General features: G+C 70.7%; 22 protein-coding genes and 1 riboswitch. Of the genes, 16 read left to right on the top strand and 6 right to left on the bottom strand.

From position 1 onward, the window contains the following. Window positions 1-113 precede the first annotated feature (113 nt). Entirely contained in the window at window positions 114-1,655 is a 1,542-nt protein-coding gene (locus ACZ7LS_RS04450; RefSeq protein WP_385132445.1) for a tetratricopeptide repeat protein, read from the bottom strand. Window positions 1,656-1,753: 98 nt separating this feature from the next. On the opposite strand from ACZ7LS_RS04450, the gene ACZ7LS_RS04445 reads away from it, so the two are divergent. Beyond that, window positions 1,754-3,121 carry an FAD-binding oxidoreductase gene (locus ACZ7LS_RS04445; protein ID WP_382521177.1) on the top strand — a complete coding sequence of 456 codons (1,368 nt, stop codon included), beginning with the start codon at window positions 1,754-1,756 and terminating at the stop codon, window positions 3,119-3,121. A gap of 60 nt (window positions 3,122-3,181) precedes the next feature. On the opposite strand, the gene ACZ7LS_RS04440 is transcribed toward ACZ7LS_RS04445, so the two are convergent. Beyond that, a complete protein-coding gene (locus tag ACZ7LS_RS04440) occupies window positions 3,182-3,658 on the bottom strand; it encodes an SsgA family sporulation/cell division regulator (RefSeq protein WP_382521179.1) in 477 nt (158 codons plus the stop codon). A 381-nt stretch (window positions 3,659-4,039) separates the two neighbouring features. Between ACZ7LS_RS04440 and ACZ7LS_RS04435 the strand changes: the two genes are divergently transcribed. Next, window positions 4,040-5,599, top strand: coding sequence for an RDD family protein (locus ACZ7LS_RS04435; RefSeq protein ID WP_385132449.1), 1,560 nt, complete (start codon window positions 4,040-4,042; stop codon window positions 5,597-5,599). 186 nt (window positions 5,600-5,785) lie between these two features. After that, entirely contained in the window at window positions 5,786-6,526 is a 741-nt protein-coding gene (locus tag ACZ7LS_RS04430; RefSeq protein WP_382521183.1) for an RDD family protein, read from the top strand. Here ACZ7LS_RS04430 and ACZ7LS_RS04425 read toward each other — a convergent pair. Next, window positions 6,512-6,814, bottom strand: coding sequence for a hypothetical protein (locus ACZ7LS_RS04425; RefSeq protein ID WP_385132453.1), 303 nt, complete (start codon window positions 6,812-6,814; stop codon window positions 6,512-6,514). The genes ACZ7LS_RS04430 and ACZ7LS_RS04425 overlap by 15 nt on opposite strands. A gap of 415 nt (window positions 6,815-7,229) precedes the next feature. Here ACZ7LS_RS04425 and ACZ7LS_RS04420 point away from each other — a divergent pair, with 415 nt between their 5' ends. Both ACZ7LS_RS04420 and ACZ7LS_RS04415 read left to right on the top strand, forming a co-directional pair. Then, a complete protein-coding gene (locus ACZ7LS_RS04420; protein ID WP_385132456.1) occupies window positions 7,230-9,644 on the top strand; it encodes an immune inhibitor A domain-containing protein in 2,415 nt (804 codons plus the stop codon). A 124-nt stretch (window positions 9,645-9,768) separates the two neighbouring features. Continuing rightward, entirely contained in the window at window positions 9,769-10,089 is a 321-nt protein-coding gene (locus tag ACZ7LS_RS04415) for a hypothetical protein (protein ID WP_129769066.1), read from the top strand. Between the two features lie 18 nt (window positions 10,090-10,107). On the opposite strand, the gene ACZ7LS_RS04410 is transcribed toward ACZ7LS_RS04415, so the two are convergent. Continuing rightward, window positions 10,108-10,710 (bottom strand): isochorismatase family protein, encoded by a 603-nt coding sequence (locus ACZ7LS_RS04410; RefSeq protein WP_382521189.1) that lies wholly within the window; start codon window positions 10,708-10,710, stop codon window positions 10,108-10,110. Window positions 10,711-10,953: 243 nt separating this feature from the next. After that, on the bottom strand, window positions 10,954-12,282 hold the full coding sequence (locus tag ACZ7LS_RS04405) for a nicotinate phosphoribosyltransferase (protein ID WP_382521191.1): 1,329 nt from the start codon (window positions 12,280-12,282) through the stop codon (window positions 10,954-10,956). Window positions 12,283-12,422: 140 nt separating this feature from the next. Here ACZ7LS_RS04405 and clpS point away from each other — a divergent pair, with 140 nt between their 5' ends. From clpS to ACZ7LS_RS04350, 11 genes are all read left to right on the top strand, one after another. Beyond that, the gene (gene clpS, locus ACZ7LS_RS04400; protein WP_030355090.1) at window positions 12,423-12,728 is read left to right on the top strand and encodes an ATP-dependent Clp protease adapter ClpS; all 306 of its coding nucleotides are present in this window, start codon (window positions 12,423-12,425) and stop codon (window positions 12,726-12,728) included. Further along, on the top strand, window positions 12,728-13,306 hold the full coding sequence (locus ACZ7LS_RS04395; RefSeq protein ID WP_129769063.1) for a DUF2017 domain-containing protein: 579 nt from the start codon (window positions 12,728-12,730) through the stop codon (window positions 13,304-13,306). Before clpS ends, ACZ7LS_RS04395 begins: the two co-directional genes overlap by 1 nt. A gap of 334 nt (window positions 13,307-13,640) precedes the next feature. Then, window positions 13,641-15,107 (top strand): amino acid permease, encoded by a 1,467-nt coding sequence (locus ACZ7LS_RS04390; RefSeq protein WP_382521193.1) that lies wholly within the window; start codon window positions 13,641-13,643, stop codon window positions 15,105-15,107. 125 nt (window positions 15,108-15,232) lie between these two features. After that, window positions 15,233-15,646 (top strand): M67 family metallopeptidase, encoded by a 414-nt coding sequence (locus ACZ7LS_RS04385; protein WP_129769061.1) that lies wholly within the window; start codon window positions 15,233-15,235, stop codon window positions 15,644-15,646. A 21-nt stretch (window positions 15,647-15,667) separates the two neighbouring features. Next, window positions 15,668-15,814: riboswitch (cobalamin riboswitch) on the top strand. Window positions 15,815-15,863: 49 nt separating this feature from the next. Continuing rightward, entirely contained in the window at window positions 15,864-16,862 is a 999-nt protein-coding gene (locus ACZ7LS_RS04380) for an ABC transporter substrate-binding protein (RefSeq protein ID WP_382675169.1), read from the top strand. A gap of 8 nt (window positions 16,863-16,870) precedes the next feature. Then, entirely contained in the window at window positions 16,871-17,911 is a 1,041-nt protein-coding gene (locus ACZ7LS_RS04375; protein WP_382521196.1) for a FecCD family ABC transporter permease, read from the top strand. Further along, window positions 17,908-18,684: an ABC transporter ATP-binding protein gene (locus tag ACZ7LS_RS04370; protein WP_382521198.1), complete on the top strand. Its 777-nt coding sequence runs from the start codon at window positions 17,908-17,910 to the stop codon at window positions 18,682-18,684. Before ACZ7LS_RS04375 ends, ACZ7LS_RS04370 begins: the two co-directional genes overlap by 4 nt. Before the next feature lie 69 nt (window positions 18,685-18,753). Continuing rightward, the gene (locus ACZ7LS_RS04365; RefSeq protein ID WP_382521200.1) at window positions 18,754-18,867 is read left to right on the top strand and encodes a putative leader peptide; all 114 of its coding nucleotides are present in this window, start codon (window positions 18,754-18,756) and stop codon (window positions 18,865-18,867) included. Between the two features lie 108 nt (window positions 18,868-18,975). Then, a complete protein-coding gene (locus ACZ7LS_RS04360; RefSeq protein ID WP_382521202.1) occupies window positions 18,976-19,278 on the top strand; it encodes a MoaD/ThiS family protein in 303 nt (100 codons plus the stop codon). Beyond that, window positions 19,278-20,228 carry a PLP-dependent cysteine synthase family protein gene (locus ACZ7LS_RS04355; RefSeq protein WP_382521204.1) on the top strand — a complete coding sequence of 317 codons (951 nt, stop codon included), beginning with the start codon at window positions 19,278-19,280 and terminating at the stop codon, window positions 20,226-20,228. Before ACZ7LS_RS04360 ends, ACZ7LS_RS04355 begins: the two co-directional genes overlap by 1 nt. Window positions 20,229-20,781: 553 nt before the next feature. Then, window positions 20,782-21,534, top strand: a complete 753-nt coding sequence (locus ACZ7LS_RS04350; protein WP_356508654.1) for an MBL fold metallo-hydrolase — start codon at window positions 20,782-20,784, stop codon at window positions 21,532-21,534. A gap of 77 nt (window positions 21,535-21,611) precedes the next feature. On the opposite strand, the gene ACZ7LS_RS04345 is transcribed toward ACZ7LS_RS04350, so the two are convergent. After that, a complete protein-coding gene (locus ACZ7LS_RS04345) occupies window positions 21,612-22,895 on the bottom strand; it encodes a PTS transporter subunit EIIC (protein ID WP_382521206.1) in 1,284 nt (427 codons plus the stop codon). Between the last annotated feature and the right edge of the window lie 53 nt (window positions 22,896-22,948).

Genomic DNA, 22,948 nt, shown 5'->3' with positions numbered 1-22,948 from the left:
GGGAGCGGGAGCCCCCGGCACGCACGCGCCCGCACACCCGGACCCGCGCCCTCTCGGACCCGCGCCCTCTCGGATCCGCGGAGCCTCGGACGCGGGGTCCCGGACGCGGGGTCTCAGACCTGCGGCGGAGGCGCCGGCTCTCTCCGCTCAAGCGTGGGCTTCTCGGGCCCCGAGCCGTAGAAGTCCTTCGGCCCGCCCTCCTCCGGTTCGCCGAGCGCGTCCAGCGCCTCCCGGGCCTTCGTCGCCAGCAGCGGCGAGAAGTGCGGATCGGTCCGCAGGGCCTCCTCGATGTGGCGGCGGGCCGGGCCGTACCTCCCCAGCGACCGCTCGATCTCCCCGCGGTGGTACGAGAACAGCGCGCTCCGCCGTCCCGGCTCGGTCGCCTTCGTCGCGTACGCCAGCGCCTCGCGCCCCCGGCCCGCCCGGTAGAGCGCCCAGCCCAGCGCGTCCGCGACCTCCATGCTCCGGTGCGACTGCGCCCACTCCGCCCGCAGCCGCGTGACCGCCGCCTCCGGAGCGCCGTGGTCGGCCTCGAAGCGGCCGAGGACCAACTCCTCGTTCACCCCGTTCCCCTGCGCACGCTCGGCCCGTTCCCGCAGCGTCTCGTACTGCGTCTGCGCATCCCCGTCCAGTCCCAGCGAGTCGTACAACTCGCCCAGTTCCAGGGCGTATTCGGGCCGGGGCAGCTTGGCGAGCGCCGTTTGGTAGTCGCGCGTCGCCTCGTCCGCCCTGCCCAGCGAGGCGAGCGCCCTGGCGCGCCCGGCCAGTGACTGGGCCCGGCCGCGCACCGCCGTCAGCGCCGCCTCGTAATGGCCCAGCGCCTCGGCCGGTTCGCCCCGCTCCAGGGCCAGCTCGCCCAGCGTGTCCAGCGCCTCCGCGCGCTCCGCGGGCGATCCGGCGCGCGCCGCCGCGTCGGTGGCCTTGGCCACCGCGTCCTCGCTCCGGCCCCGGTCGCGGTACACGTCGGCGGCGCGGATCAGCACCGGCGCCCCCGAGTGCAGTTCGCGCAGCTTCTCCAGCGCCCTGCCCGCCGCCTTGTAGTCGCCCAGGCCGGTGTACGCGTCGATCAGCACCGGATATGACGTCCACGCCTCGGGCCGCTGCGCCCGCACCGACTCGCCCCACCGTCTGGCGGCGACGTAGTCATGGCGGGCGTTGGCCAGCGAGGCGAGCCCCATCAGCGCCTCGGGGTTGCCCGCCCTGATGCCCGTGCCGGGCTTGCCGTCCTCCGCGCCCCTGCCGGACCCGGACGCGGAACCGGAACCGGCGCCCTGCGACTGCCCCTCACCCGAGCCGCCCGGCTGCACCGCCAGCGACCGCTGGAGCGCCCGGTCGGCCTTCGGGTAGTAGGCCGGATCGGCCGCCGCCACCCCGCGCTCCACATACGCCGAGCCGAGCACCGCCCACGCCTGCCCGTCCTCGGGGTGTGTCCGCAGCCAGTTCTCCCGCTCGCGGATGAGCGCGGTCAGATCCGACAGCGCGGCCGGCGCCCCCACGCCCACCGCGGCCCTCGCCCGCTCCTCGGGGCCCTGCTGGGACGCCCCGTCCTCGTCGGGGACGAACAGCAGTACGCCCCCGACCAGCATCGCCCCCACGCCGACGGCCAGCGCCGCCCTTCTGACCTGTCTGACCTGCTCCGTTTTCATGGCGTTCATGGCGATTACTGTGCGTCAATACGAAGAGCACACCCCGACTTGCCGTGGTGGATCGCAGACGGGTTCACACCGATGGCCCCGGATGCGAGTCTGGGATCATGGACGATCTCCTCGCACAGCTGCGGGCGGGGCTCCCCGCCGAAGCCCTGATCACCGATCCCGACGTCACCGCCTCCTACGCCAACGACATGGCGAGCTTCTGCGAGGCGGGCACGCCCTCCGTGGTGGTGCTGCCGCGCACGGTCGAGCATGTCCAGCATGTGATGCGTACGGCGACCGCGCTGCGCGTCCCCGTCGTACCGCAGGGGGCCCGTACGGGGCTGTCGGGCGCCGCGAACGCCTCGGATGGGTGCATCGTCCTCTCCCTGACGAAAATGGACCGGATCCTGGAGATCAACCCCGTCGACCGGATCGCCGTCGTCGAGCCGGGCGTCATCAACGCGACGCTCTCCCGCGCCGTCGGTGAGCAGGGCCTCTACTACCCGCCGGACCCGTCCAGCTGGGAGATGTGCACCATCGGCGGGAACATCGGCACCGCCTCCGGCGGACTGTGCTGCGTCAAGTACGGCGTCACCGCGGAGTACGTCCTCGGACTGGATGTCGTCCTCGCCGACGGCCGCCTCCTGACCACCGGCCGCCGCACCGCCAAGGGCGTCGCGGGCTACGACCTGACCCGGCTCTTCGTCGGCTCGGAGGGCAGTCTCGGCATCGTCGTCAAGGCCGTACTCGCCCTCAGGCCGCGGCCGCCCCAGCAGCTCGTACTGGCCGCCGAGTTCGCCTCCGCCTCCGCCGCCTGCGACGCCGTCTGCCGGATCATGGAGCGCGGCCACACCCCGTCCCTCCTCGAACTCATGGACCGTACGACCATCCGCGCCGTCAACGCGATGGCCAACATGGGCCTCCCCGACACCACCGAGGCGCTGCTCCTCGCGGCCTTCGACACCCCCGACCCCGCGGCCGATCTGGCCGCCGTCGGCGAGCTGTGCACGGCGGCCGGCGCCACCGATGTGGTCCCCGCCGAGGACGCCGCCGAGTCGGAACTGCTGCTCCAGGCCCGCCGCCTGTCGCTCACCGCGCTGGAGACCATCAAGTCGGCCACGATGATCGACGACGTCTGCGTGCCCCGCTCGCGCCTCGCCGAGATGCTCGACGGCACGTCGGCCATCGCCGAGAAGTACGACCTGACCATTGGCGTCTGCGCCCACGCGGGCGACGGCAACACCCACCCCGTCGTCTGCTTCGACCAGGCCGACCCGGACGAATCACGGCGGGCCCGGGAATCCTTCGACGAGATCATGGCGCTCGGTCTCGAACTCGGCGGCACGATCACCGGCGAACACGGCGTCGGCACCCTCAAGAAGGAGTGGCTGTCGCGCGAGCTGGGGCCGGTGGGCCTGGAGTTGCAGCGGGGCATCAAGCGGACGTTCGACCCGCTGGGCCTGCTCAACCCGGGGAAGCTCTTCTAGACATCGCCCCTTCTCCCCGCCGCTCATTCCCTCCACCGCTCGTCCATGCCCCGTCGTCTTCTACGCCTCGTCGTCCACGGACTCGTCCGAGGGCCACGGGTCCCGCAGCCACAGATCGTCGGCGGGCGTCGGGGTCAGCAGCGCGGCCAGCCCGTCGTCGAGGCCGAGCTGCTCGGACTCCGTACCCGGTGGCACGATCCGCAGCGTTCGCTCCAGCCACGCGGACACCGCCCCACAGGGCGCCTCAAGCAACGCGTCGCCGTCGGGCGAGGAGAGGGCGACACACAGGACGGTGCGCCCGCCGACCTTCGTCGGCCAGATCCGGACATCGCCGTGCCCGCAGGGCCTGAACACCCCTTCCACCAGCAGCTCGCGGGCGAAGGTCCAGTGCACGGGAGTGTCCGAGCCGATGTGGAAGGTGATGTGCACGGCGTACGGATCGTCCGTGCGGTAGGTCAGCCGGGCCGGGACGGGGACGCCGCGCTCGGGCGACAGCACCAGATTCAGTTCCAGTTCGCGTTCCACCACGGTGTGCATGAGCGGCACTTCCTTTCCTGGCGAGTGGCCCGATGCGAGGGCCGTACCAGTCGAGAGGCGCTACCACGCCGACTATGACGCGACTTTCGGCGATGAGTTTCCGGGACTTCCCACGCACGCGTCCGGGGCAGGGCCGGGCAGGGCCGAGGCGGTGGCCGGACGGTGGCCGGACACGGGGGCTCGCCACGCGGGCGGGCACGTGCGTACGGTGGTCCGTACGCCCTGGCGAACGAATTCCACCCCGTAGCCTCACGCTTCGCATCGGCGTCCGCGGTCCGCCGCCCGAACGCGGCCGTTTCTGCCGGTCTCCTTCCTCAGGGCCTCGTGTTCTTCGTTACTGTCCTCCTTGGACAATGGTGTGAGTGAACGGAGTTGGGGTCAGTGGCTACTCCTCCTGGTGACGGCGGGAACGTACCCCGGGAAGGGTTTTACCCGGACCCGTCCATCCCTGGATATGTCCGGTACTGGAACGGCGCGGCCTGGGTGCCCGGCACGAGCCGGCCCGCGCCGCAGGACGGTGCGGCGTCGCCCGGTGCCACCCCGGCGGGTCAGGCCGCGTCCACGCCGCCCGCCGCCGTCGAGGAGACCGGGCCGGTCTTCTTCGACGAGGACCCTCCCGCGGGGCCCCGCCAGGAACCGGCGTCCGCGTGGCAGGCCGACGCCTCGCGGCAGACCGGCTTCGGCGGTGAGCGCGACGCCCGGGTGTCGTGGGGAGCGGCCCGGCCGGATCCGCGCGTTCCGGGACCGGCGCCCGAGCCCGGCCGTGAACTGCCCGCGCCCACACCGGCCGATCCGACCGGCGGCGCCCTTCCCGGCGTACGCGCGCTGGGGCCCGGTTCGGGCGCCGGAGCCGATTCCGGGCCGGGGTCAGGCACGGGCGACGGTCCGCCGCTCACCGACGGTACGGTCGCGATCCGCGGCCTGCGACGCGGCGTCAGGCCCGGCTCCGGCCCCGGAATCGGCTCGGGCTCGGGCTCGGGCTCCGGCTCCGGAACCGGTTCCGCGTCCGGCTCCGGGGAGAGCGCGGGCGCGGGTGAGACGCCCGCGCCCCGCGAGAGCGGACAGCCGTCGGTCGACAGCACCATGGCCATCCGCGCCCTGCGCGCCGCCCGCCGTGCGAAGGACGAGGACGCCCCGGCCGGCGGTACGGCGCGGCCCGACGGCACCATGACCCTCGGCGCGCTGACGCAGGGCGCCGCCGGTACGGGCCGGGCGGCGGAGCCGTCGCGGCTTCCCGTGCCGCAGCAGTCCCCGCCCGCCGCCGGGCAGAACGCGCCCGTCAGCCCCGGCACCGGCGGCGGAGCCGCGTCCTGGGCCCAGCAGGCGCACCCGCTCGCGCAGCCGGGCCACCTCGGTCAGCCGGGTCAGCACGGCCGCTCCGACCAGCCGGACCAGCCCGTCGTGCCCTGGAAGCCCCCGGTCGACGATCCGTTCCTGCGAGCCGCGCAGGCCCAGGCGAACGCCAGGCCCGCGGCCCTCGGCAAGCGCTTCGCGGCCCGGCTGATCGACACCGTGGTGCTGGGCGCGATCGTCGGCGCCGTCGCCTTCCCGCTCGTGTCCAAGGCCCTCGCCCATATCGACGACAAGATCGCGGCGGCGGAACGGACCGGTGAGACCGTCACGGTCTGGCTGCTCGACGGCACGACCGCGGCCTGTCTGGGCGGCGCGCTCGCCGCGCTGCTGATCGTCGGGGTGCTGTACGAGGCGCTGCCGACCGCCAGATGGGGCCGCACGCTGGGCAAGAAGCTGTGCGGTCTCGACGTACGGGACATCGAGTCCCACGAGGCCCCGGCGTTCGGCGCCGCGCTGCGCCGGTGGCTGGTCTACGGCGTGCTGGGGGTGCTCGTCGTGGGCGTCCTCAATGTGCTCTGGTGCCTGATCGACCGGCCCTGGCGGCAGTGCTGGCACGACAAGGCGGCCCGTACGTTCGTGTCGGGCTGACAGCCGGGCGGCAGCCGGCGATCCCGGCAGCCGACGATCTGACGTCGGGGCCGACGATCTGACGTCCGGGCCGGTGATCCGGCGTCCGGGCCGGTGATCCGACAGCCGGGCCGTCCTCGGCCGGGCGTTCCTCCGAACGGCGGGCAAGCCGTTGCGGGCCCCTGCCCGGCGCGGTGCACTGCCCACATGAGCCATGATCAGCCGCCGCCCGGCGAGCCCCCGGAGGACGACCCGTTCCTCAAGAAGCCGCGGGGGCCCTCGTCCGAGGGGCCCCCGCACGAGGGGCCGCCCCCCGGGGAGCCTCCGCCGTCGCAGGGCCCGCCGCCGGGAGCGCCGTACGACTCCCCGTACGGCGCTCCCTACGGCGGCGCCGGCGGGCAGCCGCCTCCCGGCTCCCCGTACGGTTCCGACGCCTATGGCGAGGGGCCGTACGGCGGCACGGATCCGCTCGCCGGGATGCCGCCGCTCGCGCCGTTCGGTACGCGGTTCCTGGCCCGGGTCATCGACGCCCTGCTCATCTTCATCCCGCTGGGGATCGTGTCGCTGTTCGTCGGGGGCTGGAACACCGCGAACAACACCGGCGCGTGGGACGAGGTCACCAATCAGGTGAATACCGGCACGCAGTGGATCTGGTCGGTGATCTCGATCGTGCTGTTCGTCGCCTACGACACTCTGATGAACCGCAAGTACGGTCAGACTCTCGGCAAGCGCTGGCTGAAGCTGCGCGTCGCGATGCTCAACGACGGCGCGCTGCCCGACACCGGCTCCTCGCTGCTGCGCGCGGTGGTCCTCTGGGTGCCGGCGCTGCTGTGCTGCCTCTGCATCTGGTGGGCCATCATCATCGTGTCGATCGTGGTCAGCAGGCCCTACCGGCAGGGCCTGCACGACAAGGCCGCCAGAACGGTCGTGGTGTCAGCGGCGCAGTGAGGGCTGGCCCACCCGGGCCTCGCCCCGCTGCCCCGGCAGCTGCGCGCTCGTCGCCGGGGGTGTCGCCGGGGGCGCGGCGGACCGCGGCGCGGGGGCCGTACGCGCCGTCGCGGCACGGCTGTTGGCCGGGAGGCTCAGGGCGACCAGCAGCCCCAGGCTCAGAGCGGCGATTCCGATCACCGCGATGCCGAGACCGGCGGTGGTGCCGGAGAGCAGAAGCATGACGAGGGTGGAACAGACGACGGTGGCGGTGCCGTAGGCGAGCTGTGCGGCAGTCGGACGCGGCATGGCGGAATCCGTCCTAGGGGCGTCATATTCGGGGGTGTTGGGGATGCTTCGTCTATCTCGCACGTACGTCGCAGGGCGGGTCGCACTCCCAAGCGACTCTACGACGGTGGATGCCCGAGCGGAGCGAGTAGTAAGCGTGACCTCACCCACGGTGCCGGTGCACGGGGGGCGCATCGAGTCACGCCCCTTGCCGACAGGCCGTATCAGTGCGCCGGTTGTCCGAAATCGTCCAGCTCTGGAGCCATGTCCGCATAACGGAACCGGAAGGCCGCATAGTGCACTTGACCAGTCCAAGTCAAGGTCTGTCTTTTCTCCTTCAACTCCGGTCCAATGTCGTCACTTATGACGCGCATACGCGCGCGGATCCATCACTCCCGGTCCGCGGATCGCGTGCGCCGGGGAGGACAAGCATCAAGTGATCAGCAATCGACGGGCGAGAAGACTGTCCGCGGTGATCGTGGCTCTGGCCGCGACCGCTGCCACGGCCTCAGCCTTCACCACGGCTCAGGCCCAGGACAACCCCGCGTCCGGCTCCGCGGACATCGAGCGCCGTGATCCGGCGCCCCAGAAGGGCCATGTCGAACACGACTTGGACGGCCCGTTCAGCAAGCAGCAGGCGCAGCAGCGCGAGGCGGCTCTCCAGCAGGTCATCGCCGGTGACGCCAGCGTGCAGAAGCGCGGCGGCTCCCAGGTGGTCAAGCTCGGCGACAAGAAGTACGTCGAGCTGGGCCGGGAGAAGACCGACAAGATCTTCACGATCCTCGTGGAGTTCGGCGACAAGGTCGACGACACCACGACGTACGACCCGGACGGCCCCGACGGACCGCGGCCGCCCGTGAAGAAGTACGGCGGCGAGCCCGGCCCCCAGCACAACGAGATAGCCGAGCCCGACCGCAAGGTCGACAACTCCACCGCCTGGCAGGCCGATTACAACCAGGCCCACTTCCAGGACCTCTACTTCGGTGAGGGCAAGGACGCGAGCGGCAAGCAGAAGGAGTCGCTCAAGACCTACTACGAGAAGACCTCTTCCGGCCGTTACTCGGTCGAGGGCGAGGTCTCCGACTGGGTCAAGGTCGACTACAACGAGGCCCGTTACGGCTCGAACTACTGCGGCAGCAGCAACTGCGCCAACGTCTGGGACGCGGTGCGCGACGGTGTCACCGCCTGGACCGCGGACCAGAAGGCGCAGGGCAAGACGGACGCCGAGATCAAGGCGGACCTCGCCCAGTACGACCAGTGGGACCGCTACGACTTCGACAACGACGGCAACTTCAACGAGCCCGACGGCTACATCGATCACTTCCAGATCGTGCACGCGGGCGAGGACGAGTCGGCCGGCGGCGGCGCCGAGGGCGAGAACGCCCTGTGGGCGCACCGCTGGTACGCGTACGGCACGAACGCGGGCAGCACGGGCCCGGCCGACAACAAGGCCGGCGGCACGCAGATCGGCGACTCCGGCATCTGGGTCGGCGACTACACGATGCAGCCGGAGAACGGCGGCCTCGGTGTCTTCGCCCACGAGTACGGCCACGACCTGGGCCTGCCCGACCTGTACGACACCGCGGGCGGCGAGAACTCCACCGCCTTCTGGTCCCTGATGTCGTCGGGTTCCTGGCTGGGCACCGGCAAGAACGAGATCGGCGACCTGCCGGGCGACATGACCGCCTGGGACAAGCTCCAGCTCGGCTGGCTCGACTACGCCAAGGCCAAGGCCGCGACGAACTCCGTCCACAAGCTGGGTGTCTCGGAGTACAACACCAAGAACCCGCAGGCGCTCATAGTCGACCTGCCCAAGAAGTCGACGACCACCACCGTGGTGAAGCCCACCGAGGGCTCCAAGCAGTGGTGGAGCGACATGGGTGACGACCTCAAGAACACCCTCACCCGCTCGGTCGATCTGACCGGCAAGTCGACGGCGTCGCTTGAGCTCCAGGGCTGGTGGGACATCGAGGCCGACTACGACTACCTCTACACCGAGGTGTCGACGGACGGCGGCGCCAGCTTCACGCCGGTCGACGGCACGGCCGACGGCAAGTCGATCCCCCGTGACGCCGCCGACAAGCCGACGCTGACCGGTGTCTCGGGCGCGTACAAGAAGCTCGTGTACTCGCTGGACGCCTACGCGGGCAAGAAGGTCGACCTCCGCTTCCGCTACCAGACGGACGGTGGCGCGGGCGGCAAGGGCTTCACCGCGGACGAGATCAAGCTGGTCGCCGACGGCGCGCCGGTGTTCACGGACAACGCCGAGGGCGACGACGCGGGCTGGACCGCGAAGGGCTTCTCGCGCATCGGTGAGTCGTTCACCCAGGACTACGACCAGTACTACATCGCCGAGAACCGTCAGTACGTCTCGTACGACAAGACCCTCAAGGTCGGCCCGTACAACTTCGGCTTCACCGCGCCGAACGACGGCAAGGTCGAGCACTTCGCTTACCAGCCCGGTCTGCTGATCTGGCAGTGGGACACCTCGCAGAAGAACAACAACACCAGCGAGCACCCGGGCCAGGGTCTGATCCTGCCGGTCGACGCGCACGCCAAGCCGCTGAAGTGGGCGGACGGCACGCTGATGCGCAACAGGATCCAGGCGTACGACTCGACGTTCAGCTGGTGGCCGACGTCCGGTCTGTCGCTGCACAGGGCGGACAAGCTGACGCGGATCGCTCCGCAGCTCGGTGCGCCGGTCTTCGACGACCGCAAGGGCACCTACTGGAGCGAGGAGAACAAGGGCGGAAGCGTCCGGGTAACTGACACGAACACCAGGATCAGCATCATCAGCCAGCCCCTGGACGGGCAGACGATGACGGTCAAGGTGGGGCCTTCCGGTAAGTAACCCCAAGTAACCGCAGGTCAAGTGCATGATCGGCCGTCGCCCTCTAGCGGGCGGCGGCCGTTCGTGTTTAGGTGCGTCCTACGATCTCTTATTGACACGATGTCTCACGGGGGAGATGAAGGACATGGCAGGCGGAGGCTTCAGCAAGCTCCCGAACGGCACGGTGGTGGTGGCACTGACCCTGCCGAGCCCGGCGGCCGAGGGCGGCACGGTGCGCGTTCTGGTGCACGCCGCGAACCGGGCCCGCGCCCTGACCAGGCTGCGGAACCTGGGGCTGCGGGCGGTCTATCTGCGGGGGAACGCGGAGCCCCCGACGCCGGACGAGATCACCGCGGTGCTGCACCACCCGGACGGCCTGCTGTGGCGGACCACACCGGAGTGCCTGGAGCAGCTCTGGCAGCCCATACGAGCGCTGCTGAGGCCCGCGGCGAGGGCGGGGTACTGATGGGTGCGGGCGAACGCCTCAGGCGGCCTGGACGACCGGCTTGCCGGTCAGCTCCGCGCCCGCCTCGCGCAGCTCCGCCATGGCCCGCTCCGTGGTCTCCCGGGCCACCCCGGCGGTCAGGTCGAGCAGTACGCGCGTGACGAAGCCTTCACGGACCGCGTCCAGCGCCGTGGCGCGTACGCAGTGGTCCAGGGCGATGCCGACCACATCGACCTCGGCGACCGCGCGCGCCCGCAGCCAGTCCGCCGGCCCGACGCCGTTCTCGTCGGCGCCCTCGAAGCCGCTGTAGGCCGCCGAGTACGCGCCCTTGTCGAAGACCGCGTCGATCGCGCCGGAGGCGACGGCCGGGGCGAAGTTCGGGTGGAAGCCCACGCCCTCGGTGCCCGCCACGCAGTGCACCGGCCAGCTGTGGACGAAGTCGGGGACGGCCGGCGGCGCCGCGAAGTGATCACCGGGGTCGATGTGGTGATCGCGGGTGGCGACCACATAGCGGTATCCGGGGGTCGCGCGGCCGATCAGGTCGGTGACGGCGGCGGCCACCTCGGAGCCCCCCGCCACCGGGACGCTGCCGCCCTCACAGAAATCGTTCTGCACGTCTACGACGATCAATGCGCGGTGCATGGCGGTCATCCTTCGGTGGGGAGCGGGTGGTACCGGGGGAGGGCGGTACCGGGGGCGCGTGACGGGTGATGTTCGGGGACGTTTTCGAGCCTAGAGACTCCGACCCCGTCGCGGGAGGGCTAAGGCCATTCGGGCATGTCCGTACGGTCCCGTACCCCCACCGCTACCACCGCCCTCTCCGCCTCACACGTACGCGTTCCTCCACCTGCCCGGTACCTGCCCGGCACCGGCACCCACCCGGTCTCACACGTACTCGGTCGGGATCACGGGCTCGCCCCGCGACAGCTGTATCGCCGACATCGGCAGCCCCGCGCGTGCCGCGATATGCCGGTCGCGCACGGCGTCCAGCGGCTCGCGCGCGACGATCTCGCCGCCCTTGACCAGCTCGACCAGCAGTTGCCGGTCCAGCAGCTCCGGCGGTACCGGGCCCGTGCCGACCACCTCGGCCTCCGCGTACCCCTCGGCGTCCCGCCGCCGCGCGGCCCACTTGCGGCCGCCGATGGACGTCTTGCCGCCCAGCGACTTCTTCGCCACGGGGTGCAGCGGGGCCTTCGGGTCGGCCGAGGCCGCGCGGGCGACGATCTTGTAGACCATGGAGCAGGTCGGATGCCCGCTGCCGGTGACCAGCTGGGTGCCGACGCCGTACGCGTCCACCGGCGCCGCCGCCAGCGAGGCGATCGCGTATTCGTCCAGGTCCGAGGTCACCACGATCCTGGTGTTCACCGCGCCCAGCTCGTCCAGCTGCTGCCGTACCCGGTGCGCGACCAGCAGCAGATCGCCGGAGTCGATCCGGACGGCGCCCAGCTCGGGGCCCGCGATCTCCACGGCCGTCCGTACGGCCTCGGCCACGTCGAACGTGTCGACGAGCAGCGTCGTCCCCCGGCCGAGCGAGTCGATCTGGGCCCGGAAGGCGTCCCGTTCGCTGTCGTGCAGCAGGGTGAACGCGTGCGCGCTGGTGCCCACTGTCGGGATGCCGTAGCGGAACCCGGCCGCCAGGTCCGAGGTGGTGTCGAAGCCGCCGACGTACGCGGCGCGCGCGGCGGCGACCGCGGCCAGTTCGTGCGTCCGGCGCGCGCCCATCTCGATCAGTCCGCGCCCGCTCGCCGCCGCCGCCATCCGGGAGGCCGCCGCGGCGATCGCCGAGTCATGGTTGAGGATCGACAGGATCACGGTCTCCAGCAGCACGCACTCGGCGAAGGAGCCCTCGACCCGCAGGATCGGCGAGCCGGGGAAGTACACCTCGCCCTCCGGATAACCCCAGATGTCCCCGCTGAAGCGGTACGAGGCCAGCCATTCGAGCGTCGCCGCGTCCACGATCCCCTGCTCCCGGAGGAAACCCAGCACATCCGCGTCGAACCGGAAGTTCTCCACGGCGTCCAGGACGCGTCCGGTGCCGGCCACGACCCCGTACCTGCGTCCCTCGGGCAGCCGCCGGGTGAAGACCTCGAAGACCGAGCGCCGGTCGGCCGTGCCCGCCTGGAGCGCCGCCCGGAGCATCGTCAGCTCGTACTGATCAGTGAAGAGCGCGGTCGACGGCACGTCCACCGGCAAACCCAGATCCGCAGTGTTCATACGACGATGCTACCCAATACTCGTCACCTTGACGATTTCTCGTGGCCGTTTGTGCGACACGCCGCGACGGGTGGCAGCATGGGTCATGTGAGGCTGTGAATTCCGGCACGCCCCCGCAGAGAAGAAGGTCGTCCCGAACCGTGAGTGTTGCCCCGACTGAGATCGAACGCCCCGAATCGGCCGAGGAGACTTTCGCCGTCCCCGAACCCGACGTGCCATGGGTGACGATCGTGCACAACGACCCGGTCAACCTGATGAGTTATGTGGCGTACGTCTTCCAGACCTATTTCGGCTATCCGAAGGACAAGGCGCACAAGCTGATGCTCGACGTCCACCACAAGGGCCGCGCGATCGTCTCCAGCGGGAGCCGCGAGGAGATGGAGCGCGACGTACAGGCGATGCACGGATTCGGGCTGTGGGCCACCCTCTCGCAGGACCGCGCCTGATGGCCGGGCAGTTCGAGGCGATCCCGGGCGGCGGCGCGGCCGTCGCGCTCGACGAGGTCGAGGTCTCGATCCTGCGCTCGCTCGCCGTACAGCTGCTGGAGCTGATAGGGCCGGGCGACGAGCCGGCCCAGGGCGAGGACCCGCTCGCCTCGCTCTTCAGCGAGGGTCCGAGCGAGCCGCCGGCCGACCCGGCGCTGGCCCGGCTCTTCCCGGACGCGTATGGCGATGACGACGACGAACTACGCGAATTCTCCTCGGAGTTCAGACGGTTCACGGAGAACGATCTGCGCGGCCGCAAGCGCGAGGACGGCCTCGCGCTCGTCCGCACGCTGGACGCGCTCGCCGTGGAGGGCGGGGGCGCCGCCGTACTCAAGCTGACCCCCGACGACTGCCGGCACTGGCTCGGCGCCCTCAACGATCTGCGGCTGACGATCGGCACGCGCCTGGAGGTCACCGACGAGGACGAGGGCGGCGAGCTGTACCGGCTGCCCGACTCCGACCCGCGCAAGCCGATGGTGATGGCGTACCTCTGGCTCGGCGCGCTCCAGGAATCGCTCGTCGAGACCCTCATGCCTTGACCCCCGCGTGTCATATGCCGGTTGCCCGCAAGCCCCCTTCCGTACGCTCAGGTGACGCTCAATTCGGCATAACGATCCCGTCACCGCTCCGGCGACCTTTGCGGTTCGCGGTGCGATTCGTCCGCTTCTCCCTGTGGCCTGTGCCACAGCGCGCTCCGCTGGCCGCCCGGTCCGCCGTGATAGATCTGCACGACCCCCCGGGGACGCCACCCCTGTCCCCGGGGGTGCTTCGGCCGGCCGACCGCCGGCGGCACTCCATCCATATCCGGGGGGATCAGGAACTGGTCCGTGGCCGAGAACGGCGCGGATCTGTATGGAGAAAGGGCGCACGACCATGACCTCTGCGCAGGTCGACAAGGAGTACGGCGGCGACGGGACCGCCGGAGGACCGGCCGGCGGCGGCACCTCGGAAGAGGGCTACGAGCGCGGACTCGGCAGCCGTCAGGTCCAGATGATCGCCATCGGCGGCGCCATCGGCGTCGGGCTCTTCATGGGCGCCGGAGCGAACATCGCCAAGGCCGGACCCAGCATCATCCTCATGTACGCCCTCGCCGGCGTCGTGATCTTCTTCATCATGCGGGCGCTCGGCGAGCTGCTCCTCTACCGGCCGGTCTCGGGCTCCTTCGCGGAGTACGCCAGAGAGTTCCTCGGTCCGTTCTTCGGCTTCGCCACCGGGTGGACGTACTGGCTCATGTGGGTCGTCACCGGGATGGCGGAACTGACCGCCGCGGCCATCTACATCCACTTCTGGTTCCCCGAGATCCCGCAGTGGGTCAGCGCGCTGGTCTTCCTGGTGGTGCTCTTCGGCGTCAATCTGATCTCGGTGAAGATCTTCGGCGAGGTCGAGTTCTGGTTCTCGATGATCAAGGTCACCGCGATCATCGGAATGATCGTCATCGGTCTCGGCGTGCTCACCCTCGGCTTCTCCGACGCCGGTGACACGGCGAGCGCCTCCAACCTCTGGGCCCACGACGGGATCTTCCCCAACGGCATCGGCTCCAGCCTGATGACCCTCCAGGGCGTCATGTTCGCCTACCTCGCCGTCGAGCTGGTCGGCGTCACCGCGGGCGAGTCCGAGAACCCGGAGAAGACCCTCCCCAAGGCGATCAACACACTGCCCTGGCGCATCATCGTCTTCTACGTGGGCGCGCTGACCGTCATCCTCGCGGTCGTCAAGTGGACCGAGTTCTCGGCGGGCGCCAGCCCCTTCGTCCACGCCTTCGAGAAGATGGGCATCCCGCTCGCGGCCGGCATCGTCAACTTCGTCGTACTGACCGCCGCGCTCTCCTCCTGCAACTCGGGCATGTACTCCACCGGCCGGATGCTGCGCGACCTCGCCGCCAACAGCGAGGCGCCGAAGCTCTTCGGCAAGCTCAACTCCCGCAAGACCCCGGCCTTCGGCATCACCGTCTCCGTCGCCCTCATGGGCATCGGTGTGGTCCTCAACTACATCGTCCCGGAGAAGGCCTTCGGCTATGTGACATCCGTGGCCACCGCCGCCGGTATCTGGACCTGGATGATGATCCTCATCAGCCATATCCGCTACCGCCGCGGGGTACGGGCGGGCCTGCTGCCCGCGTCGTCGTTCCCCGCCCCCGGCGGTTCGGTGTTCAGCTGGGTCGCGGTGGGCTTCCTCGCCCTCGTCACCTGCCTGATCGCGTACGACAAGGACGCGCGGGTCTCCCTCTACGTGGGGGCGGTCTGGGCGGTCTGTCTCGTCATCGGCTGGCAGTACCTCAAGCGCCGCGCCCCGCGGACCGCGGCGGGCGACTCCACCCCGGAGTACGCCTCCGCGGAGTAACCGCGCCGAGGCCCCGACGGCCCTGACCAAGCCGAGGCCCCGACGGCCCCTGCCCGACGGCCCCTGGAAACCGGGAAACTCCCTCCCGGATCCGGGGGCCGTACTCGTCCCTTTATATTTTCTCCATGCTCACCATCACGCAGGCCCTGCACGACAAGATCGTCGAGCACGCGCGCGCCGACCATCCCGACGAGGCGTGCGGCGTGGTCGCGGGCCCCGCCGGGACCGGCCGGGCCGAGCGGTTCATCCCCATGCTCAACGCCGCTCGCTCGCCCACCTTCTACGAGTTCGACTCGGCGGATCTGCTCAAGCTCTACCGGGAGATGGACGACCGCGACGAAGAGCCGGTGATCATCTACCACTCGCACACCGCGACCGAGGCGTATCCGTCCCGTACGGACATCACGTACGCCAACGAGCCGGGCGCCCACTACGTCCTCGTCTCCACCGCCGACCACGACGACTCGGGCCCGTTCCAGTTCCGCTCGTACCGCATCGTCGAGGGCGAGGTCACGGAAGAGGACGTCGAGATCGTCTGAGGCCGGGATCGGCCGAGGCGCCGGTCGCGGCGCTCGCCAGGTCTGACACACTGAGCGCCGAAACCGAGGCGGTGGGGATCAGGAAGCCGGTGCGAATCCGGCGCGGTCCCGCCACTGTGACCAAGCCCAGCTTGGCAGCCAGGAACTGACCTGCCGCCCTTCTCCCACCAGCCAGGGGACGCGGAAATCCCCCGGAGGAGGCCCTGCCGTGTCTGTGCTGTCCCGGCGCCGCCGTGCGCTCACGTCCGCCGTCATATCCGCCGTACTGCTCCCGCTCACCGCCTGCGGCGGCGCCGCCACCACGGACGCGAAGGACGGCGCGCGGGCCGCGGCCACCGCGCCCGGCTTCCCGTACACCGTCACCAACTGCGGCGTGAAAACCACCTACCAGGCGCCGCCGAAGCGCGTCGTCACCATGAACCAGCACGTCACCGAAGTGATGCTGGCGCTCGGCCTGGAGAAGTCCCTCGTCGGCACCGCCTGGCTGGACGACCGGATCCTCCCCGCCTACGAGAAGGCGTACAAGAGCGTCCCGGTGCTCGCCAAGGAGTACCCCTCCAAGGAGCGGCTGCTCGCCGCCAACCCCGACTTCGTCTACGGCGGCTACGCCAGCGCCTTCGCCGCCAAGGACGGCCGCGGCCGCGACGACCTCCAGTCCGCCGGCATCCACACCCGGCTCAACGTGGAGAACTGCCCCCGCGGCAGGACGACCCTCGACGACATCTACCGGGAGGTCCGCGAAACGGGCCGCACCTTCGGCGTCCCCGACCGCGCCGAGAAGTGGATCGCCGCCGCGCGCACCACCGTCACCGACACCGCCGCCCCGCTCAAGGGCGTCGAGCCGCTCTCCGTCTTCGTCTACGACAGCGGCGACAAGACCGCCTTCACCGCGGGCGGCACGGGCATCGGCAACGAACTGATCACCCGCGCCGGCGGCCGCAACGTCTTCGCCGACCTCGGCAAGTCCTTCGGCGACGCCACCTGGGAACAGGTCGTCGCCCGCAAGCCCGATGTCATCGTCATCTACGACTACGGCTCCACCACCGTCGCCCAGAAGAAGAAGCGACTGCTGGAGGACCCCGTGCTCAAGGACGTACCGGCCGTCAGGAACAAGCGGTTCGCCGTCATGCCGCTCTCGGACGTGGTCCTCGGCGTACGCGCGCCCGACGCCATCGAACGGCTCGCCGCGCAGCTCCACCCCGAGTCCGTCAAGTAAGCCCCGCCATGACCAGGACCACCCCGCCCGGCCACGGGCGGCTGCGCTACACCCTCGTGCTCGGCTGCCTCGCCGCCGCGCTCGCCACCGCCGTCCTCGCGGGACTCGCCCTCGGCTCCGTACGCATCCCGCCCGGCCAGGTCATCACCATCCTCACCGGCGGCGCCGACCCCAGCCCCTTCCGCACCATCGTGCTCGACGTACGGCTGCCCCGCGTGCTGCTCGGCGTGATCGTCGGCGCCGGGCTCGCCGTCGTCGGCACCGTCCTCCAGGCGCTCGTACGCAACCGGCTCGCCGACCCCTTCCTCCTCGGCATCTCCTCCGGAGCGTCCGTCGGCGCCGTACTCGTCATGGTCCTCGGCGTCGGCGGCGGGATCACCACCACCGTCGCCATGCCCGCCGCGGCCTTCGCCGGCTCGCTCCTCGCGATGGCGCTGGTGTACGGGCTGGCCCGCCGGCGCTCCACGATGACCGGCGGCCGGCTCGTCCTCGCCGGGGTCGCCGTCTCGTACATCCTCTCCGCGCTCACCACCCTCATCCTGATCGTCTCGGCACGCCCCGAGCACTTCCAGGAAGCCGTCTACTGGACCTTCGGCGGCCTCGGCAGCGCCCGCTGGTCCACCCTGCTCCTGCCCGGCGTCGTCCTCACCCTCGGCACCGCCCTCCTCATGGCCCTGGCCCGGCCGCTCGATCTGCTGCTGGCGGGCGAGGAGGGCGCGACCGCGCTCGGCCTCGACACCTCGCGCTTCCGCGCCGCGGTCTTCGTCCTCGCCTCTCTGGTCACCGGCGTGATGGTGGCCGCCAGCGGCGCCGTCGGCTTCATCGGGCTGCTCGTCCCGCACGCCGCCAGAATGGCCGTCGGCGCGGGCCACCGCGCCCTGCTGCCCGTCGCGGCACTGGGCGGAGCCGTCCTCCTCGTCGTCGCCGACCTCGCGGCCCGTACCGTCGCCGCGCCCCAGGACGTGCCCGTCGGCGTACTCACCGCGCTCACCGGCGGCCCCGCCCTGCTGTGGCTGATGCGCCGCCGCCCCGAAGGAGCCCCCGTATGACGGCGACACTCCGGCTCGAAGGACTCTCCTGCACCATCGACGGCCGGCGGCTCGTCGACAGCGCCGACCTGACCGCCGCCCCCGGCGAGACCGTCGGACTCGTCGGCCCCAACGGCAGCGGCAAGACCACCCTCCTGCGCTGCGTCTACGGAACGCTCCGCCCCAGCCACGGACGGGCCCTGCTCGACGGCGACGACCTGCTCGCCATGACCCCCAAGGCCAGGGCACGCCGCGTCGCCACCGTCCCGCAGGACGGACAACCGGACTTCGAGCTGACCGTCCGCGAGGTCGTCGCGATGGGCCGCTCCCCGCACAAACGCTTCTGGGAGGCCGACACCGCCGCCGACGCCGCCCTCGCGGAAGCCGCACTCGGCCGCGTCGGGATCGCCGGCCTCGCGGACCGCGCGTTCCCCTCCCTCTCCGGCGGCGAACGCCAGCGCGCGCTGGTCGCCCGTGCCCTGGTCCAGCGGCCCGCCCTGCTCGTACTCGACGAGCCGACCAACCACCTCGACATCCGCTACCAGCTCGACATCCTCACCCTGATCAGGGAGTCCGGGACCACCAACCTGCTCGCCCTGCACGATCTGAACCTCGCCGCGTACTACTGCGACCGCGTCTACGTCCTGCAGGAAGGCCGGATCGTGGCCTCCGGCACACCGCACGAGGTCTTCACCGCCGAACTGCTCGCCACCGTCTACGGGGTGACCGCCGAGGTCAGCACGCACCCCGCCACCGGCGCGCCGACCGTCGTCTATCTCCCACCGTCCGCCTGACGGATAGGGACCGTCCGGGATACGAGATCACATGCCGGAGCGCCGACCGGGAATCGTTACGATGACCGCATGGTTTTCCCTGACGTGAGCGACAAGACGCCGAGCACCCCGCTGCTCGTGGCGCGGCTGCACGTCGACCTGTGCCGCCTCGCCAGTGCCATCTGTCCCAGCGCCGCGAGCTGAGCGACACCGCTTCCTGCCGCGATCCGGCTGTCCGCACCACGTATCCCCTCGCGCGGGGGCCCGAGCCGCGCGCCCGTCACGCCCTCTCCCGACACAGGAGTCCATGCCATGGCCATCGAGGTCCGCATCCCGACCATCCTCCGCACCTACACCGACGGCGCCAAGGCCGTCGAGGGCAGTGGCGACACGCTCGCCAAGCTCTTCGACGACCTCGAAACCCGGCACGCCGGCATCCGGGAGCGGCTCATCGACCCGGCCAAGGACAACCAGCTCCGCCGCTTCGTGAACGTCTACCTCAACGACGAGGACGTCCGCTTCCTCGATGGCGTCTCCACCAAGCTCGCCGACGGCGACAGCGTCACCATCCTCCCGGCCGTGGCCGGCGGCGCGCTCGACACGTACACGGTCTGATGCGGTACGACTCCCCGCTGGCGGCGGTCGGCAACACGCCACTGGTCCGGCTCCCACGGCTCTCGCCGGCGGACGACGTCCGGATCTGGGCCAAGCTGGAGGACCGCAACCCGACCGGCTCGGTCAAGGACCGGCCCGCCCTGCATATGGTCGAACAGGCCGAGAAGGACGGCCGGCTCACCCCGGGCTGCACGATCCTGGAGCCCACCAGCGGAAACACCGGCATCTCGCTCGCCATGGCGGCCCGCCTCAAGGGCTACCGCATCGTCTGCGTGATGCCGGAGAACACCTCCCAGGAGCGGCGCGACCTGCTCGCCATGTGGGGTGCGGAGATCGTCTCGTCCCCCGCGGCGGGCGGCTCCAACACTGCCGTACGGGTCGCCAAGGAGCTGGCGGCCGAGAACCCGTCCTGGGTGATGCTCTACCAGTACGGCAACCCGGACAACGCGGGCGCCCACTACGCCACCACCGGCCCGGAGATCCTGGCCGACCTGCCCTCCATCACGCACTTCGTGGCGGGCCTGGGCACGACGGGCACGCTGATGGGCGTGGGGCGCTATCTGCGCGAGAACGTCGAGGGCATCCGGATCGTCGCCGCGGAGCCGCGCTACGACGACCTGGTCTACGGCCTGCGCAACCTGGACGAGGGCTTCGTCCCGGAGCTGTACGACGAGTCCGTCCTCACGACGCGCTTCTCCGTCGGCTCCGCCGACGCGGTCACACGCACCCGTGAACTGCTTCAGCAGGAAGGTATCTTCGCGGGCATCTCGACGGGCGCGGCGCTGCACGCGGCGATCGGTGTCGGCCGCAAGGCGGTGAAGGCGGGCGAGAGCGCGGACATCGTGTTCGTGGTGGCGGACGGGGGCTGGAAGTACGTGTCGACGGGCGTTTATACGGCGGCGACGACGGAAGAGGCGATCGAGAGGTTGCAGGGCCAGCTCTGGGCGTAGCGCGTAGCGCCTTCCGGCGGGGGCGCGGGCGGGGGTTCGTTTCGGCTGGGGCCGGTGGGTGGGTGCGGGTGGTCGCCGGGTGGCGCGGTGCGTTTCGGCGGGTGCCGGTGGTCCGGTGCGGGTTGTCGCCGGGCGGCGCTCCGGGGCTCGCGCCCGGGACGGCATGCCGTGCTTTCCCGGGGGACACCCCCGGACCCCCGTACGGCGCGCAGCCGGCCACAGTCAGCACACGGGCGCTCGCGCGCCACACATCACGCTTCAGTGTCCCGGACACGACCCCTGCGCGCCCCCCTTTCACCGCCCGCGCAAGCCACCGGGCCGTGCGCGAGGGAGCGAACCATCCCGCTCACTCCCGCTGAGAACGGCGCACCACGACCGCCCCCGGGGGAGGCGCACCGCCGGGGGGCGACACCCCATCCGAACCGGTGACAGGCCAGGTGAGTTCCCCCACAACGGCCCACTGTGGAGGAGCGACCCGCCCTTTCGCGCCTTACGCTCGACGAACCGCACGACCCCCGTCGCCCCCCTTCCATGCCACGGAGGTTCTCGCTCCATGAAGCTCACCGTCGTCGGCTGTTCAGGCTCGTTCCCCTCCGCGGGATCGGCCTGCTCCAGCTACCTCGTAGAGGCCGACGGCTTCCGGCTGCTCCTCGACATGGGTAACGGCGCCCTCGGCGAGCTGCAGCGCCACGTGGGTCTCTACGACCTCGACGCCATTTTCCTCAGCCATCTCCACGCCGATCACTGCATCGACATGTGCGCCTACTTCGTCGCCCGTTACTACCGGTTCGACGGCGGCCGCTGTGACGCCATCCCCGTCTACGGCCCCGAGGGCACCGAGCAGCGTCTCACCACGGCGTACGCGGACACTCCCTCCGACAAGTCCATGAGCGAGGTCTTCGACTTCCACACGCTCAAGCCGGGCTCCTTCGACATCGGCCCCTTCTCGGTACGTACGGAGAAGGTCGCGCACCCCGTCGACACCTTCGGTATCCGGGTCGAGCACGGCGGCCGGTCGCTCACGTACTCGGGGGACACCGGGGTCTGCGAGCCGCTGGTGGAACTGGCGGAGGATACGGATCTGTTCCTCTGCGAGGCGGCCTTCACCCACGGCAAGGAGGATGTCGTGGGGCTTCATCTGAATGGCCGTGAGGCCGGTGCCCATGCCGCGCGTGCGCGGGCGCGCAGGCTGGTGCTCACGCATATCCCGCCCTGGACGGACGCCGAGCGGAACCTGTCCGACGCCCGTGATGTGTACGCGGGCCCGGCGGAGCTGGCCGTTCCCGGCACCGTGTACGAGATCTGACCCGTCAGCCGGACCCCGCACAGCCGTGGGCCCGGCCGTTCCTGACGACGGCCGGGCCCACGGAGCGTGCGGTGAGGCTACTTCGCCTCCGCCTTCTGCAGCTCGGCGAGTTCCTCGTCGCTCTCGCGGCCGGGCGTCGGGATATTGAACTTGGTGATCGCGAAGCGGAAGATCACGTAGTAGAGCGCCGCGAAGCAGAGGCCGACCAGCGCCAGGCCCCATGGGTTGGTCGCGATGCCCAGGTTGAGCGCGAAGTCCACCGCACCGGCCGAGAAACCGAAGCCGTCCTTCATACCGAGTGCCCAGGTCAGCGCCATGGAGACACCGGTCAGCACGGCATGCACCGCGTACAGGGCCGGGGCGATGAACATGAAGGTGAACTCGATCGGCTCCGTCACGCCCGTGACGAACGCGGTGAGCGCGAGCGACAGCATCATGCCGCCGACGACCTTGCGGCGCTCGGGGCGGGCGCAGTGGACGATCGCCAGACAGGCCGCGGGGAGGGCGAACATCATGATCGGGAAGAAGCCGGTCATGAACTGTCCGGCCGTCGGGTCGCCCGCCAGGAAGCGGTTGATGTCGCCGCTCTTGCCCTCGAACGTACCGGCCTGGAACCACGGGAACGAGTTCAGCAGGTGGTGCATGCCCACGGGGATCAGCGCGCGGTTGGCGACACCGAAGATGCCCGCGCCCACGGCGCCCGAGCCGACCAGCCACTCGCCGAGGTTGTGCAGACCGGCGCCCAGGACCGGCCAGATGTAGCCGAAGACGATGCCGATGATCAGGCCCGCGAAGGCGGAGAGGATCGGTACGAGGCGACGGCCGCCGAAGAAGCCCGCCCAGTCCGGCAGCTTCGTCCGGTAGAACTTCTGGTAGAGCAGTGCGACCACGATGCCCATGACGACGCCGCCGAGCACCTTCGCGTCGACGGGCGCGCTGTTCATGACTATCTTGCCGTCGACGACCGTCGCGACCTTGGGCAGGTTCGAGTCGGTGAAGGTGGCCAGCACGTTCTTGAAGACCAGGTAGCCGGTGACGGCGGCGAGCGCGGTGGAGCCGTCCGCCTTCTTGGCGAAGCCGATCGCGATGCCGACGGCGAACAGCAGCGCCATGTTGTCGAGGATGGCGTTGCCGCCCGCGGCCATGAACGAGGCGATCTTGGTGATGAACGCCGGGAACGAGTCACGGCCGAGCATGTCGGTGTTGCCGAGGCGCACCAGCAGGGCGCCGGCGGGCAGGACGGCGACGGGGAGCATCAGGCTGCGGCCGATACGCTGCATCACGGCCATCGCGCCGCTGCCCTTGCTCTTGCCCGCCGGGGGCTTCTTGTCCGCCGAAGCGGTGGCGCTGGCCGTGGACATCAACTTCCTCCAGGGGGAACACGGCACGCGGCCGTGTGGTCTACACCATCAGT

The organism is Streptomyces sp. NPDC039430, assembly GCF_055639435.1.
The sequence above is the reverse complement of the archived record's forward strand: the minus strand, read 5'-3'. Positions and strand labels throughout refer to the sequence as shown.